The following is a 13,663-nucleotide window of genomic DNA, read 5'->3' as shown; positions in this document are numbered from 1 at the left end:
CCGGGCTTGGAGTAAGCTGAGAACATGCCGGTGCTCGAGCTCAACCAAGAGGACCAGTACCTGGTCGCCAGCGGCGAGACCCCGTTGCTCGAGGTGTACGCGGCCCTGCCCGAAAGGCTCTTCCCGCCCTTTCCGCCCGTCGAGCTTCCCGGCGGCGTGGGCGGGTTGGTCGAGCGCGGCGGCTTCGCGCAGACCTTCTTCTTTCCCGCGGACGTGCTGGGCCTGACCTTCGAGACCCCGTCGGGGCAGCGGATCGTCGCCGGGGGGCGGGTGGTCAAGAACGTTCAGGGTTACGACCTGGTGCGCCCCTTCGTGGGCAGCTTCGGCGTGCTGGGGCGGGCGCTCGAGGTGGTGCTGCGGCTGCGCCCCGCGCGCGCCGCGGCCTTGTGGCGCTACGAGCGCACGGGAGAGCTACGCCCGCGCTTCGTCTGGGAGGCGGAGGGCGACCGCCTGGCCTTCCACTGGGGGCACCCGCGCGAGCTGGAGCGCGCGGGCTGGTCCGCCGAGCTCGAGCTGGAGCCGGGCATCGACTACACCCCCCTCTTTCCCGAGGGCATGGGCGTGGGCCAGGGCGGTCCCCTGCGCGACGATCGCTTCGCCTGGGCCGACGGGGGCGGCCGCCCGCCGCTGCCGCCCGCCTTCGCGAAGCTGGCGCAGGCGCTCGACGGAGGCGGGGCGTGAGCGCGGTCAGCGGCCGGGTGCTCCTGCCCGCGGGCTGGGTCGAGGGGCGGCTCGAGCTGGAGGAGGACAAGGTCGCGCGCTTCGTTCCCGACCGTGCCCCGGCCCGCTACGTGGTGCCGGGCTTCATCGACCTGCACGTCCACGGCGGCGCCGGCGGCGACGCCATGGCCGGCGAGGCGGCGGCGCGCACCGCGGCGCGCTTCCACGCCGCTCACGGCACCACCCGCATGCTGCTGGCCACGGTGACCGCCCCCGAAGAAGACCTGACCCGGGCGCTGGACGGCATCCACGCCGTCATGGAAAACCCCGGTCCGGATGAGGCGCGGGTGATGGGGGTGCACCTCGAGGGGCCCTTCATCAGCCCCGACAAGCTCGGAGCCCAGCCCCCCTACGCCCGCGACCCCGATCCCGAGGAGGTGCGCCGGTTGATGGCGCACGCCAGCCTCCAAGTGGTCACCCTGGCGCCGGAGCGGCCGGGGGCGCTCGACTTCGTTCGTTTCCTGCGCGCCCACGGGGTGCGGCCCCAGATCGGCCACACCGCGGCCACGGCGGAGGAGGCGTTGCGCGCGCTCGAGGCCGGCGCCAAGGGGTTCACCCACCTCTACAACGCCATGAGCCCCCTGCACCACCGCAACCCCGGGGTGGTGGGCGCGGCCTTCGCCCGCGGCACCTGGGCCGAGGTCATCGCCGACGGGCTGCACGTGGACCCGGTGGCGGTGCGCGCGGCGATGCGGGCGGTGCCCAACCTCTACGTGGTCACCGACGCGGTCGCGGCCGCGGGCATGCCCGAAGGCCCCTACCGGTTGGGCCGCTACACGGTGCACCGGCGGGGAAACGGGGTCTTCCTGGAAGACGGCACCCTGGCGGGGAGCGCCCTGACCATGGACCGGGCGCTGCGCAACCTGGTGGATTGGGGGCTCGACCTGGCCGAGGCGGTGCGCCGCCTCAGCGGCCTGCCCGCGCGCTACATGGGCTGGGCCGACCTGGGGCGCATCCAGGCCGGGGTGCAGGCCGACCTGGTGGTGCTCGACGGCGATCTGCAGGTGGAGGAGGTGTACGTCGGTGGAAGACGCGTCTTCGTCCGCGCCTAGCCGCATGTTCGCCGAGGCGCTCGAGGCCCCGGCGGCGGTCGAGCGGCTGCTCGCCGAGAACGCCGCCGAGGTGCGTTCGCTGGCGCGGTTCCTGCGCCGGCGCCCGCCGGCCTTGGTGCAGACGATCGCGCGAGGCAGCTCCGACCACGCCGCGCTCTTCGGCAAGTACCTCTTCGAGGTGCGTTTGGGCTGGGTCACTGCGAGCGCCGCGCCCTCGGTGGTCACGGTCTACGGCGCCCGGCCCAATCTGCGCGGGGCGCTGGCGGTGGCCCTTAGTCAGTCGGGGGCGAGCGAGGACCTGGTGGCCTCGCTCGCGGCGGCCCGCGCCTCCGGCGCCCTGACCGTGGCCCTGGTCAACGTCGAGGACTCGCCGCTGGCGCGGGCGGCCGAGGTGGTGCTGCCGCTGCACGCGGGCGAGGAGAAAAGCGTGGCCGCGACCAAGAGCTACCTGACCATGATTGCGGGGCTGGCGCAGCTGGTGGGCGCGGTCGAGGAGGCCGCCGACCTGGAGGAGGCGCTGCCGCAGCTCCCCGAGCGCATGGCCGCGGCGGCCGGGAGCGACTGGAGCACGGGGCTCGAGCTCTTCGCCCCCGCGACCGACGCCTACGTGATCGGCCGGGGCTACGCCTTCGCCGCCGGCCAGGAGGTGGCCCTAAAGCTCAAGGAGACGAGCGCGCTGCACGCCGAGGCCTTCTCCGCCGCCGAGCTGCTGCACGGGCCGGTGGCCATCGTGGGGCCCGGCTACCCCATCCTGGCGCTCGCCCCCTACGACCGGCCCTACCCGCAGCTGCTCGAGCTCCTGGGCGGGTTGAAGGCCAAGGGGGCCGAGCTGGCCGTGGCCGCGAGCGAGCCCGAGGCGCTGGCGCTGGCGGATGCGCCGCTGCCGCTGCCGGGCCGTTTCCACCCCGTCCTTGACAGCGTGCTTGCGGTCCAGGCCTTCTACCCCTTCGCGGACGCCCTGGCCCGCGCCCGCGGCTTCGACCCCGACCGCCCGCGCAACCTGAAGAAGGTCACGCACACGCGCTAGCGAGGCGGGCGCGGCTCCAGGGTACGTTTGAGGTAGACGCAGAGAAAAACGCCCAGAACGACCAAGCCGCCCACCAGGTAGGCGGTGATCCAGGCGGGCGGCGCGCCAAGCAGCGCGAGCAGAACCACGACGCCGCCGTGCACGGCGATGGCGCGGCCGCTGATGCGCGCCCCCTTCACCCGGGTTTCCAGGTCGGGCACGGGCGCCGAGCTGGGAAGGCCACAGATGGGTTGCGGCGGGGCGGTGCGGGTCAGCGCGGGCAGGCCGAGCCCGATGGCCACGACGAGCAGTCCGATGCCACCGTCGAGCAGGCGGGCGAAGGCGGGGCCGTCGCCGCCGGTCAGGTAGAGGCCCAGCGGCTGCAGCAAGGCGAACAGGGCCCCCACCGCGGCGAAGACGGCAAGGCCGCGGACCGTCGCCCCGCTCCACTCGATGGGGGCGGCGAGCAGGATCGGCAGGGTCGCGAGGACCACGAAGGTGAAGATCAAGGGCAGGGCCAGCGCCTCCGGTTTGGACCCCCAGCGATCCACCTGGCCCGCGGCGTTCAGGTGGGCGGGCACGGTGTCGGGCAGGGCCAGGTAGACGGCTCCGGCCACTAGCCAGACCAGCGCGACCGCGCCGAGCAAGATCAAAACCGCCTTCGTACGAGGTTTTATACGGCCCCTATCCATAGAGCCAGCCGTCGAGCGCGGGCCCGCCCACCGCCACCGTAGCGAGTGCGCTTGCGGGGTGCGAAGAAAAAGGTCGGTCCCGCGACCGTGAGCGCGGGAAGGAGGGTTTGCCGGGCGGAGGGCTCCATACCGTTCACCTCAGAAAACGAAGGCCACGGCCTCGAGCGACGCCAAAAACGATCGCGATCCAGCCCTAGCGCCGTCGCGACCGCGAGGCCTGCCGGGTGGGCGGCGGCCATGGCGAGGCCGGCCGGTCCATCGCCGCCCCGGGGAGGGGCAGCCGACGAGGCCGAGCGCGGTTTCGCCGAAGAGGGTTTCGGCCACGCCCCTAGTTTAGAACGAAAGCGGGTTCAGGCGCCGCCCAGCCCCGGCTCCCCGCGAATCTTGGCCTTGGGGATGACCTGGGTCTCGCCGTCGCCTTCCTTTTCCGGTTCGCTCTCGGCTCCCGCCTCCTCGAGCGGCTCGCCGGCGAGGACGCGCAAGAACTGCTCGGCGTTCAGCGTCTCCACCTCGAGCAGCGCCGACGCCACGCGCTCGAGCTCGGCCCTCCGGTCGCGCAGCAGCCGCAGGATGCGCTCGTACTGCTCGTCGATCAGCGCCTTGACCGCCTCGTCGATGCGGCGCGCGGTCTCCTCGGAGTAGTTGCGCACCTCGTAGCCGCCCAGGTAGGTGTCCTGCCGCTCCTGGTAGGCCACCTGGCCGAACTCGGGGTGCATCCCCCACTCGGTGATCATCCGCCGCGCCAGCTCGGTGGCCTGGCGGAAGTCGTTCTCGGCGCCGGTGGTCACGTCGTCGAAGACCAGCTCCTCGGCGGCCCGCCCCGCGAGCGCCACCGCGATCTGGTCGAGCAGGCGCTTCCGGGTCCAGTGCAGCACGTCCTCGCGGTCGGGCATCATGAAGCCCAGCGCCCGCCCGCGCGGCATGATCGTGATCTTGTGCACCCCGTCGGCGTGCTCCAGGAAGTGGGCCGCGAGCGCGTGCCCCGCCTCGTGGTAAGCGGTGATGCGCTTGTCCGCCTCGGTGAGCACCATGCTCTTCTTGGCGGGGCCCATCATCACCCGGTCCGCGGCCTCCTCCAGGTCCTTCATCGTGATCTTGCGCCGCCGCTCGCGCGCGGCGAGCAGCGCCGCCTCGTTGAGCAGGTTCTCCAGGTCGGCGCCCACGAAGCCGGGGGTGCGCCGCGCCACCACGGCCAGGTCCACGTCCTCGGCCAGGGGCTTGCCCACCGCGTGGATGCGCAGGATCTGTTCGCGACCCCGCACGTCGGGGGCGTCGATGGCCACCTGGCGGTCGAAGCGGCCCGGGCGCAGCAAGGCGGGGTCGAGCACGTCCGGCCGGTTGGTCGCCGCCATCACGATCACGCTGGTTTCCTTGTCGAAGCCGTCCATCTCCACGAGGAGCTGGTTCAGGGTCTGCTCGCGTTCGTCGTTGCCGCCGCCCATGCCGCTGCCGCGCTTGCGCCCCACGGCGTCGATCTCGTCGATGAAGATGATGCAAGGGGCGTTCTTCTTGGCCGTCTCGAAGAGGTCGCGCACGCGGGCCGCCCCCACGCCCACGAACATCTCCACGAAGTCGGAGCCGCTGGCGGTGATGAAGGGCACGCGCGCCTCGCCGGCGACCGCGCGGGCGATGTGGGTCTTGCCCGATCCCGGCGGCCCCACGAGCAGCACCCCCCGGGGGATGCGGGCGCCCATGCGGTGGAAGCGCTCCGGCGACTTGAGGAACTCGACGATCTCCTCGAGCTCTTCCTTGGCCTCCTCGGCGCCGGCCACGTCTTCGAAGGTGGTCTTGGGCGCCTCGGCCAGCACCCGCGCCCGGCTCTTGGTGAAGTTGAAGGTGCCCGAGCCGTCACCCCCGCGGCTGCCGCGGGAAAAGTACCAGAAGGCGAGGAAGACGAGCCCCACCACGAAGAGGGGCAGGAGGATGCTGGCCAGGGGGTTGGCGGTGCGCGGGGGCTGGGCGCTCACCTCGATGCCGCGGGCGATCCAGCCCTCCACGGTGTCGGCGCTGGGGGGTGCCGGCAGGTAGGTGGTGAAACGGCTGCCGTCGTCGAGCACGCCGCGGACGCGGTTGCCCTCCACGACGAGCTCGCGCACCTTGCCCGACTGCACCTCGTTCATGAAGGTGGAGAGCTTCAGGTCGGTCGTGGGGCTGGCGGGGCTGGTAAGGGCGATGTTGATGGCCCAGACCGCTCCGATGATGATCAGAAGGACGATCCATACGTTGAGTGGCGGTGTCTTCATCTTGGCTCGGTTCAAGCCTACACCTTCCGGGCATGAGGAGTCCAAAAAGAAGGGGCGGCTCGGATATGATATGATTACACTCAAGTCTGTTGACACCCACATGCCGCAGTGATATACTTCATGTGGAGTTAAGAAAGGAGCGTGAATTATGGCTAAAGCCGTAGGAATCGACCTGGGAACGACCAACAGCGTGATCGCAACCATGGAGGGCGGGCAGCCCGTCGTCCTTGAAAATGCCGAAGGGGAGCGCATCACCCCTTCCGTGGTGGCCTTCAAGGAGGGAGAGACCCTCGTAGGGCGCCTGGCCAAGCGCCAGGCCGTGCTCAACCCCGAGGGCACGATCTTCGAGGTGAAGCGTTTCATCGGCCGCCGCTGGGAGGAGGTGCAGGAGGAGGCGGGCCGCGTGCCCTACCGCGTCGAGAAGGGTCCGGACGGGGGCGTGCGCATCCGCGTGGGCGACAAGCTCTACACCCCCGAGGAGATCAGCGCCTTCATTCTGCGCAAGCTGGTGAGCGACGCCAGCAAGAAGCTGGGCCAGGAGGTCAAGCAGGCGGTCATCACCGTGCCCGCCTACTTCAACAACAGCCAGCGCGAGGCCACGGCCAACGCCGGTAAGATCGCCGGGCTCGAGGTGCTGCGCATCATCAACGAGCCCACCGCCGCAGCGCTGGCCTACGGCCTCGACAAGAAGGGCAGCGAGACGGTGCTCGTCTTCGACCTCGGCGGCGGCACCTTCGACGTGACCATCCTCGAGGTCGGCGAGGGCGTCTTCGAGGTCAAGTCGACCGCCGGCGACACCCACCTGGGCGGCTCCGACATGGACCACAAGATCGTCGACTGGCTCGCAGGGGAGTTCAAGAAGGAGCACGGCGTCGACCTCAAGGCCGACCGCCAGGCGCTGCAGCGCCTGATCGAGGCGGCCGAGAAGGCCAAGATCGAACTCTCCAGCACCCCGGAGACGACGATCAGCCTGCCTTTCATCGCCATCGACCCCAACACCAAGACCCCGCTGCACCTGGAGAAGAAGCTGACCCGGGCGCAGTTCGAGGAACTCATTCAGGACCTCCTGAAGCGCGTACGCGGGCCGGTGGAGCAGGCCCTCAAAGACGCCGGCCTGAGCGCGAACCAGCTCGACGAGGTGATCCTCGTGGGCGGCGCCACCCGCGTGCCCGCGGTGCAGCGGATCGTCAAGGAGATGCTGGGCAAGGAGCCCAACCAGCAGGTCAACCCCGACGAGGCGGTGGCCCAGGGCGCGGCCATCCAGGCGGGCGTGCTCACCGGTGAGGTGGAGGACGTGGTGCTCCTCGACGTCACCCCGCTCAGCCTCGGCGTGGAGACCAAGGGCGGCGTGATGACGGTGCTCATCCCGCGCAACACCACGATCCCCACCCGCAAGTGCGAGACCTTCACCACGGCCGAGCACAACCAGACCGCGGTGGAGATCCACGTGCTCCAGGGCGAGCGCCCGATGGCCGCGGACAACAAGTCGCTGGGCCGCTTCAAGCTCGAAGGCATCCCGCCGATGCCCGCCGGCGTGCCGCAGATCGACGTCTGCTTCGACATCGACGCCAACGGCATCCTGCACGTGACGGCGAAGGAGAAGACGACCGGCAAGGAGGCCTCGATCAAGATCGAGAACACCACCACGCTCTCCGAGGAGGAGATCGAGCGGATGGTGAAGGAGGCCGAGGCCCACGCCGAAGAGGACAAGCGGCGCAAGGCGCACATCGAGCTGAAGAACAACCTCGACACCGCCCGCATCCAGGCCGAGCGCCTGCTCGAGGAGAAGAAGGCCGAAGGCGAGCCCAAGACCCGGCTCGAGGCCGCCATCGCCAAGGCCAAGGAGCTGGTGGAGAAGGACGCGCCCGACGAGGAGCTCAAGTCCGCCACCGAGGAGCTGCTCGCGGCCGTTCAGGCCTACGAGCAGGCGGCGGGTGCGACCGCCGCGCAGGCGGGCGCCGAGGCCAAGGGTCCCGAGGGCGAGGACGTAATCGACGCCGACTTCAAGCCCGCGGAGTAATCCGCGGGGGCCGGGCGCGGGTCTCCGCGCCCGGCCGGCCCTGGGGGTGAACCATGGCGAAGGAGCAGACCCCGAAGCCCGAGAACGACCTGAACGCGCGCGTCGAGGCCGAAGAGCGCGAGGTGGCCCTGGAGGCCGAGAAGGTGGCCGCCGAACTGGAGCGCGCCGAGGGCGAGCTCGCAAAGGCCCGGAAAGAGATCGAGATCTTGAAAGACAAGTACATGCGGCTTCTGGCCGACTTCGACAACTACCGCAAGCGCATGCAGGCCGAGGTGGAAGCGGCGCGCAAGGACGGCGAGATCAAGGCCATCCGCGCCCTGCTGCCCGTGCTCGACGACCTGGAGCGGGCGCTCGAGCACGCCGGCGCCAAGCCCGAGGCCGTTGCCGAGGGGGTGCGCGCGGTGCACCAGGGCTTCCAGCGCATCCTCAGCGGCCTGGGCGTGGAGCCGGTGCCCGGCGAGGGCGAACCCTTCAACCCCAGCGTCCACGAGGCCGTCGGCATCGTCGAGGGCGAGGAGGACGAGAAGGTGGCCCAGGTCTACCAGAAGGGCTACCGCTACGGCGAGCAGCTCATCCGCCCGGCACGGGTGGCGGTAACGAAAAAGAAGGAGGTGGGAGGTGGGAAGTAGGGGGTAGGTATTTTCCCACGCCCCACCTCCCACACCCCACACCCGGATAACCATGGAATACAAGGACTACTACGCCATCCTCGGAGTACCGCGCACGGCCAGCGAAGAGGAGATCAAGCGGGCCTACCGCAAGCTGGCGCGCAAGTACCACCCCGACGTCAACAAGGACCCGGGGGCCGAGGAGAAGTTCAAGGAGATCGGCGAGGCCTACGCGGTGCTCTCGGACCCCGAGAAGCGCAAGATCTACGACCAGTACGGCACCACCCAGGCCCCGCCGCCCCCGCCCCCCGGCGGCTGGCACGTCGAGGGCAATGTGGAGGACTTCTCCGACTTCTTCCAGACCCTCTTCGGCGGCGGGTTGGGCGACCTCTTCGGCGCCGGCACCCGGCGCGCGTCGCGGGGTCCGCGGCGCGGGCGCGACTACGAGGCGGAGATCGCCATCCCCCTGGAGGTGGCCTACCACGGGGGCGAGCAGACGATCCAGCTGAACGGCGAGCGCCTGACCGTGACGATCCCGGCGGGCGTGCGGCCGGGGCAGCGGATCCGCCTGCCCGGCAAGGGCGGCCCCGGCCAGCCTCCGGGCGACCTCTACCTGACCGTGCGCCTCGCGGCCAGCCCCACCTTCCGGCTCGAGGGCGACGACGTCTACACCACCATCGACGTGCCCGCGCCGATCGCCGTGGTGGGGGGCAAGGTCAAGGTGCCCACGCTCGACGGCTTCGTCGAGCTCACCATCCCGCCGCGCACCCAGGCGGGGCGCAAGCTGCGCTTGCGCGGCAAGGGCTGGCCCAAGCGGGGCGGCGGCCGGGGGGACCAGTACGCCGAGGTGCGCGTGGTGATCCCCGAGCACCCCACGCCCGAAGAGGAGCGCCTCTACCGTGAGCTCGCCGAGCTGCTCAAGAAACGGGGGGTGGTCGCGTGACCACGCTGGTGCTGCACGAACGCTATCCGGCGGCGCTGCTCGCGCGCGAGGGGCTGGCGCTTTCCACCCTCGAGGCCTACGTGGAGATCGGTTTCGTCGAGCCGGCGGTGATCGCCGGCGAGTGGTACTTCACCCGCGAACAGGTCGAGCGGCTTTACCGCGCCGAGCGCATCCGCCGCGAGCTGGGGGCCAACCTCATCGGGGCGGCGCTGGTCGTCGAGGTGCTCGAGCGGTTCGGTTCCTGACGCCGTTTCACGTTTCTTTCGGTCCGGGAGGGCGCGCGGCGCCCTCCCGGGTTCGTGGTCCGCGCGGGTCAGGCCCCGCTCTCGTCCGAGCGCGCCAGGAGTTCGCTGAAGACCTTCATCGCGCCCAGCGCCCGGGGGAAGCCCAGGTACAGCGCGCTGTGGATGATCGTCTCGCGCACCTCGCGCTCGGTCGCGCCGCTGGCGAGCGCGCCGCGCAGGTGGGTTTTCAACTCGTCCGGGTTGCCCAGGGCGATGAGCGCGGTGACGGCCAGCAGCTCGCGGGTCTTCAGGTCCAGCCCCGGCCGCGCCATCACCTCCTCGTAGGCGAAGTCCTGGATGTAGCGCGCCAGGTCGGGGTCGATGGCCTCGAGCCGCCGGGCGATCTTTTCGGCGTGCTCGCCCCAGATCTTCTTGCGAACGCTCATGCCACCTCCAGCACCGTGCGCAGGTCGCGCTCGGGGTTAGTGGGGTCGACGAGCAGCGGGGCGATCCCCACCGCCGCCGCGCCCCCGGCGTCGGCCTCGGGGCTGTCGCCCACGTGCAGCGTTCGTTCGGGTCGGGCCCCGGCGCGCGCGAGCGCCTCGTGGAAGATGCGGGCGTCGGGTTTGGCCGCCCCCACCAGGGCCGAGACCACCACGGCGTCGAAGTAGGGGGCGAGGCCCACCACCTCGAGCACCCGGGGCAGGAGCCCGTCCCAGTTCGAGACGACGACCAGCTTCTTGCCGCGCGCCTTCAGGGCCTCCAGCACCTCGCGGGCGTGCGGGGCCAGCGGCCAGATGGCCGGGTCGTCCCAGGCGGCCACCAGCCGGTCGGCCACCTCCCCGGCGTCCTCCACGCCCAGGCCTTCCAGGATCGTGCGGTCGGTGGTGCGCCAGAGCTCCAGCGCCTCCTCGAAGGAGCGCGCCTGGAGGTGGTGGGCGTTGTAGAACTCGAACGCCGGCGGCGCGGCCTCGGCGAGGCGGCTCCAGTCGGCGGCCACCCCCCAGCGGTCGAGGATGGGCTTGAGCCAGTGGAGCGGGTGGGCGAGGATGAGCGTGCCCCCCACGTCGAAAAAGACGGTATCGGCCACGTGCCCATCGTACAAGATGGCGCGTGCCCACGCGGAAAAACCGCCTTGACATGGCCCAGGCGCTTCTTTATGATGAATTCCGCTGCTCCGGCCGCGGCCGGCAGTACAACACGTCTGGCCCCGTGGTGTAGTCGGTTAACACACCCGCCTGTCACGTGGGAGATCGCGGGTTCGAGTCCCGTCGGGGCCGCCAGAGGTGCCGAGGTAGCTCAGTTGGTAGAGCATGCGACTGAAAATCGCAGTGTCGGCGGTTCAATTCCGCCCCTCGGCACCAAACTTTTTTCCTCCAGGACGACGCAGACCAAGGGGGCCGGTTTCGGCCCCCTTTTGCGTTGGCGTCCGAGCGGCATCCAAACGACGTTCGGCCGGTGCGAGGCCCGTCGCGGCGGCGGGCGCAGGCGGCCGGTAAACTGAACCCCATGGGCTTCTTCGACGCCATGGGGGCGCTCTTCACCCTCACCGCGGTCTTCGCCTACCTGAACTACCAGTACCTGAAGCTGCCCACGCCGATCGGGGTGATGCTCGCGGGGCTGCTGCTCTCGCTGGGGCTGCTCCTCGTCGGCGGGCCGGCGGAGGCCTGGGCGCAGGGGCTCGTGGCCTCGGTGCCCTTCGAAGAGGTGTTGATGCAGGGGATGCTGGCCTTCCTGCTCTTCGCCGGGGCGCTGCACGTCAACCTGGAGGACCTGCGGCGGCGCTGGGTCTCGATCCTCACGCTCGCCACCCTGGGGGTGCTGGTGAGCACCTTCGTGGTGGGCACCGGAGTTTACTACCTGGCTGCGTGGCTGGGGCTCGAGCTGCCCTACGTCTACGCCCTCCTCTTCGGGGCGCTGATCTCGCCCACCGACCCGATCGCGGTGCTGGGCCTGCTCAAGAAGGCCGGCGTTCCCAAGGACCTGGAGACCCTGATCTCGGGCGAGTCGCTCTTCAACGACGGCGTGGGGGTCGTCGTCTTCGCGGTCATCCTCAGCCTGGCCACCGCCCACGGCCACGCCGGGGCGAGCGCGGCGGCGGTGGCCGGATTCTTCGCCCAGGAGGCGCTGGGCGGGCTGGCCCTCGGCCTGGTGCTGGGGCTTTTGGCCTTCTACATGCTGCGGCGCACCGACGACTACTCGGTCGAGGTGCTGATCACCCTGGCGCTGGTCAGCGGCGGCTACGCGCTGGCGGCGAACCTGCACACCTCGGGGCCGCTGGCCATGGTGGTGGCGGGCCTGCTGATCGGCAACCACGGCCGCGCGCTGGCCATGAGCGAGCGCACCCGCGAACACCTCGACACCTTCTGGGAGATGACCGACGAGATTCTCAACGCGCTGCTCTTCGTGCTGATCGGCCTGGAGGTGCTGCTCGTGCGCTACACCCCGGGGTACCTCGAGCTCGCGGCGCTCAGCGTTCCGCTGGTGCTGGGCGCGCGTTTCCTGAGCGTGGGCCTGCCCATCGGGGCGCTGCGGCTGGTGCGTCCCTTCGCCGGCTACACGGTGCGGTTGATGACCTGGGGCGGCCTGCGCGGCGGCATCTCGGTGGCCCTGGCGCTGGGCCTGCCTCCGGGCCCCGAGCGCGAGGTGATCCTGGCGATGACCTACGGCGTCGTCGTCTTCAGCGTGCTGGTCCAGGGCCTGACGATCGGCCGGCTGGCGCGCTTCGCCGCGAGCCGCTAGCAGGCGAGGCGGCCGCGAACCACGGTGGCCAGCGGCCGCGCGTAGGCCGCGGCGCTTTCGAGCGGGTCGCCGCCCAGGGCCACCAGGTCGGCCGCGTACCCGGGGGCGAGGCGGCCGAGCTCGGCCTCGAGCCCCAGCGCCCGGGCGGCCACGACGGTGGCGGCCTTCAGCACGTCGGGAAGTTCGACCCCCACCTCGGCGAGCAGCTCGAGCTCGCGCGCCAGGTTGGGGTGGCCGTTCAGGGGCGTGCCGGCGTCGGTGCCGGCCGCGACGGGCACCCCCGCACGGTACGCCTCGAAGGTGTTCGCGCGGTGCCGCTCGGCAATGGGGCGGGTCTTTTCCACCATGAAGGCGGGGACGCGGCCCTCGCCCTGGAGGATGCCGTCGGGGGCGGCCAAGGTGGGCACCAGCACGGTGCCCTGGCGCTTCATCAGCTCGAAGACCTCTTCGTCCCAGGCGTCGAAGGCGCCGTGCTCGATGGTGCGCACCCCGGCGCGCACGGCGTTCTTGATGCCCGCGAGCCCCTGGGCGTGGGCGGCGCTCACCGCTCCGCGCTTCTCGGCCTCGCGCACTCCGGCGCGCATCTCCTCCTCGTCGAACATCTCGGCCCCCGCCTTGACCCCCGGGGTCATCACCCCACCGGTGGCCATGAACTTGATCGCCCCGGCCCCCTGCTTGAAGACCGTTCGGGCGGCCCGCCGCACGCCTTCGGGGCCGTCGGCCTCGAGCCCGAACTTCCAGCCGTGGCCGCCCGTGGGGGTGATCACGGGCCCCGCGGCGACGATGCGCGGCCCTTCCAGAAGCCCTTCCGCCACCGCCTGCGCGAGGCCGATCGCGCCGCCCTCACGCGAGCCCAGGTCGCGTACCGCGGTCACCCCCGCGGCCAGGTAGCGCCGCAGGTACCCCGCCGCCCGCGCCAGCAGGAAGGCGTCGCTCTTCTTTTCCAGGTCGGCCGTGGGGTCGAGGCCGCCCGACATCGTCAGGTGCACGTGGGCGTCGATCAACCCCGGCACCACCACGCCCGGCAGCGGCGTCACCTCGGCGCGTTCGGGTGCGCGGCGGTCCAGGCCGGCGATGCGGCCGTCCTCCACGCTCAGGTAGCCCTCGAAGGGTTCGAGCTCGACAGGATCGAGAAAGGTGCCCTTGTAGGTTTGCATGCCTCCATCGTAGCGGGTAAGGACGGGCGGCAGGCCCGCGCGCGGTCGCGGGTCAATTGGGGTGTGGGAAGTGGGGTGTGGGATGTGGGATCTAGGTTTTTACGATGCTGAAGGTGAACCTTCGGCTCCATCGGCGCCCACGACCCCCTCCCCGGCCCTCCCCAGGAGTAGGGCGTCCTTGGCGCTGCAACCGGACCGAAGGCTATGACGGCCACGAAGAAGTCAGTACACCACGAGCCACAAGTTACAAGCCACG

At 71.0% G+C, this 13,663-nt stretch carries 13 protein-coding genes and 2 tRNA genes; 10 read left to right on the top strand and 5 right to left on the bottom strand.

The window, feature by feature from the left end:
- The first annotated feature begins 24 nt into the window (after positions 1–24).
- Genes OCEPR_RS09575 through OCEPR_RS09565 form a run of 3 tightly spaced genes read left to right on the top strand, consistent with a single transcriptional unit; the run spans position 25 to position 2,799 of the window.
- Complete coding sequence (locus OCEPR_RS09575) at positions 25–681, top strand: FAD-binding oxidoreductase (RefSeq protein ID WP_013458517.1); 657 nt, start codon at positions 25–27, stop codon at positions 679–681.
- Entirely contained in the window at positions 678–1,772 is a 1,095-nt protein-coding gene (nagA, locus tag OCEPR_RS09570) for an N-acetylglucosamine-6-phosphate deacetylase (RefSeq protein WP_013458516.1), read from the top strand. The genes OCEPR_RS09575 and nagA overlap by 4 nt, the downstream gene beginning before the upstream one ends.
- 4 nt (positions 1,773–1,776) lie before the next feature.
- Positions 1,777–2,799, top strand: a complete 1,023-nt coding sequence (locus OCEPR_RS09565; protein WP_013458515.1) for an SIS domain-containing protein — start codon at positions 1,777–1,779, stop codon at positions 2,797–2,799.
- Here the strand turns inward: OCEPR_RS09565 and OCEPR_RS09560 are convergent.
- Together OCEPR_RS09560 and ftsH are read right to left on the bottom strand one after the other, a co-directional pair.
- The gene (locus tag OCEPR_RS09560) at positions 2,796–3,431 is read right to left on the bottom strand and encodes a DUF1648 domain-containing protein (RefSeq protein ID WP_041554189.1); all 636 of its coding nucleotides are present in this window, start codon (positions 3,429–3,431) and stop codon (positions 2,796–2,798) included. The two genes, OCEPR_RS09565 and OCEPR_RS09560, sit on opposite strands and share 4 nt — an antisense overlap.
- A 389-nt stretch (positions 3,432–3,820) precedes the next feature.
- On the bottom strand, positions 3,821–5,713 hold the full coding sequence (gene ftsH, locus OCEPR_RS09555; RefSeq protein ID WP_013458513.1) for an ATP-dependent zinc metalloprotease FtsH: 1,893 nt from the start codon (positions 5,711–5,713) through the stop codon (positions 3,821–3,823).
- 148 nt (positions 5,714–5,861) lie between these two features.
- Here ftsH and dnaK point away from each other — a divergent pair, with 148 nt between their 5' ends.
- Genes dnaK through OCEPR_RS09535 form a run of 4 tightly spaced genes read left to right on the top strand, consistent with a single transcriptional unit; the run spans position 5,862 to position 9,529 of the window.
- Complete coding sequence (dnaK, locus tag OCEPR_RS09550; protein WP_013458512.1) at positions 5,862–7,733, top strand: molecular chaperone DnaK; 1,872 nt, start codon at positions 5,862–5,864, stop codon at positions 7,731–7,733.
- A gap of 53 nt (positions 7,734–7,786) precedes the next feature.
- Positions 7,787–8,362, top strand: a complete 576-nt coding sequence (locus tag OCEPR_RS09545) for a nucleotide exchange factor GrpE (protein WP_013458511.1) — start codon at positions 7,787–7,789, stop codon at positions 8,360–8,362.
- Between the two features lie 52 nt (positions 8,363–8,414).
- Positions 8,415–9,284 carry a DnaJ C-terminal domain-containing protein gene (locus OCEPR_RS09540; protein WP_013458510.1) on the top strand — a complete coding sequence of 290 codons (870 nt, stop codon included), beginning with the start codon at positions 8,415–8,417 and terminating at the stop codon, positions 9,282–9,284.
- A complete protein-coding gene (locus OCEPR_RS09535) occupies positions 9,281–9,529 on the top strand; it encodes a chaperone modulator CbpM (protein WP_013458509.1) in 249 nt (82 codons plus the stop codon). Before OCEPR_RS09540 ends, OCEPR_RS09535 begins: the two co-directional genes overlap by 4 nt.
- Positions 9,530–9,597: 68 nt before the next feature.
- Here OCEPR_RS09535 and OCEPR_RS09530 read toward each other — a convergent pair whose 3' ends face one another.
- On the bottom strand, positions 9,598–9,954 hold the full coding sequence (locus OCEPR_RS09530) for a carboxymuconolactone decarboxylase family protein (RefSeq protein WP_013458508.1): 357 nt from the start codon (positions 9,952–9,954) through the stop codon (positions 9,598–9,600).
- Positions 9,951–10,598 (bottom strand): HAD family hydrolase, encoded by a 648-nt coding sequence (locus OCEPR_RS09525; protein WP_013458507.1) that lies wholly within the window; start codon positions 10,596–10,598, stop codon positions 9,951–9,953. The genes OCEPR_RS09530 and OCEPR_RS09525 overlap by 4 nt, the downstream gene beginning before the upstream one ends.
- A 116-nt stretch (positions 10,599–10,714) precedes the next feature.
- Between OCEPR_RS09525 and OCEPR_RS09520 the strand changes: the two genes are divergently transcribed.
- The 3 genes from OCEPR_RS09520 to OCEPR_RS09510 all read left to right on the top strand — a co-directional run bounded on the left by OCEPR_RS09520 (position 10,715) and on the right by OCEPR_RS09510 (position 12,250).
- Positions 10,715–10,791: transfer RNA gene (locus OCEPR_RS09520), tRNA-Asp, on the top strand.
- A gap of 5 nt (positions 10,792–10,796) precedes the next feature.
- A tRNA-Phe gene (locus tag OCEPR_RS09515) sits at positions 10,797–10,872 on the top strand.
- A 145-nt stretch (positions 10,873–11,017) separates the two neighbouring features.
- Complete coding sequence (locus tag OCEPR_RS09510) at positions 11,018–12,250, top strand: cation:proton antiporter (protein ID WP_013458506.1); 1,233 nt, start codon at positions 11,018–11,020, stop codon at positions 12,248–12,250.
- Here the strand turns inward: OCEPR_RS09510 and OCEPR_RS09505 are convergent.
- Positions 12,247–13,407, bottom strand: a complete 1,161-nt coding sequence (locus OCEPR_RS09505; protein ID WP_013458505.1) for a metal-dependent hydrolase family protein — start codon at positions 13,405–13,407, stop codon at positions 12,247–12,249. The two genes, OCEPR_RS09510 and OCEPR_RS09505, sit on opposite strands and share 4 nt — an antisense overlap.
- Positions 13,408–13,663: the final 256 nt, after the last annotated feature.

This window comes from Oceanithermus profundus DSM 14977 (assembly GCF_000183745.1).
Classification (GTDB): domain Bacteria; phylum Deinococcota; class Deinococci; order Deinococcales; family Marinithermaceae; genus Oceanithermus; species Oceanithermus profundus.
Note: the sequence above shows the minus strand (reverse complement) of the source record. Positions and strands in the feature narration are given on the sequence as shown.

Excerpts from the sequence above, each read along its gene's own strand:
- ftsH (WP_013458513.1), bottom strand. The coding sequence starts at position 5,713 with ATGAAGACACCGCCACTCAACGTATGGATCGTCCTTCTGATCATCATC.
- OCEPR_RS09530 (WP_013458508.1), bottom strand. The coding sequence starts at position 9,954 with ATGAGCGTTCGCAAGAAGATCTGGGGCGAGCACGCCGAAAAGATCGCC.
- dnaK (WP_013458512.1), top strand. The coding sequence starts at position 5,862 with ATGGCTAAAGCCGTAGGAATCGACCTGGGAACGACCAACAGCGTGATC.
- OCEPR_RS09510 (WP_013458506.1), top strand. The coding sequence starts at position 11,018 with ATGGGCTTCTTCGACGCCATGGGGGCGCTCTTCACCCTCACCGCGGTC.
- OCEPR_RS09545 (WP_013458511.1), top strand. The coding sequence starts at position 7,787 with ATGGCGAAGGAGCAGACCCCGAAGCCCGAGAACGACCTGAACGCGCGC.
- OCEPR_RS09575 (WP_013458517.1), top strand. The coding sequence starts at position 25 with ATGCCGGTGCTCGAGCTCAACCAAGAGGACCAGTACCTGGTCGCCAGC.
- OCEPR_RS09505 (WP_013458505.1), bottom strand. The coding sequence starts at position 13,407 with ATGCAAACCTACAAGGGCACCTTTCTCGATCCTGTCGAGCTCGAACCC.
- OCEPR_RS09565 (WP_013458515.1), top strand. The coding sequence starts at position 1,777 with ATGTTCGCCGAGGCGCTCGAGGCCCCGGCGGCGGTCGAGCGGCTGCTC.
- OCEPR_RS09540 (WP_013458510.1), top strand. The coding sequence starts at position 8,415 with ATGGAATACAAGGACTACTACGCCATCCTCGGAGTACCGCGCACGGCC.